Here is a 458-nt window from a genome sequence, read left to right as displayed (position 1 = left end):
CCGTCGCCGCCGCGATGGTCGACAGCCACATCGACGACATCGACGACTACATCGAGGCCGTCGACAACGTACGCGAGTTCGTCACCGACCTCGCCACCGAGTACACGGACCGCGAGGTCAACGTCGAAGTCAACACCGCCGACGACTACGAGGAAGGCTCCATCTACCTCACGACGACCGGCACGTCCGCCGAGCAGGGTGACGACGGCTCCGTCGGCCGCGGGAACCGCGCCAACGGCCTCATCACGCCGAACCGCCCGATGAGCATGGAAGTGACCTCCGGCAAGAACCCCGTCAACCACATCGGGAAGATTTACAACCTGCTTTCCACCCACATCGCCGAGACGGTCGTCGACGAGGTCGACGGCATTCGCGACCTCCAGGTCCGCCTGCTCTCGCAAATCGGTCGCCCCATCGACGAACCCCACGTCGCCGACGCGAAGGTCATCACGGACGAC

1 protein-coding gene is annotated in these 458 nt (G+C 64.8%); it reads left to right on the top strand.

The genetic code is table 11. The features are described from left to right. Positions 1-458, top strand: a 458-nt coding sequence (locus DVK06_RS17665; protein ID WP_233561814.1) for a methionine adenosyltransferase, incomplete at both ends; no start/stop codon positions are given.

This window comes from Halorubrum sp. Atlit-28R, assembly GCF_003665955.1.
Classification (GTDB): Archaea; Halobacteriota; Halobacteria; order Halobacteriales; family Haloferacaceae; genus Halorubrum; species Halorubrum tropicale.
Note: the sequence above shows the minus strand (reverse complement) of the source record. Positions and strands in the feature narration are given on the sequence as shown.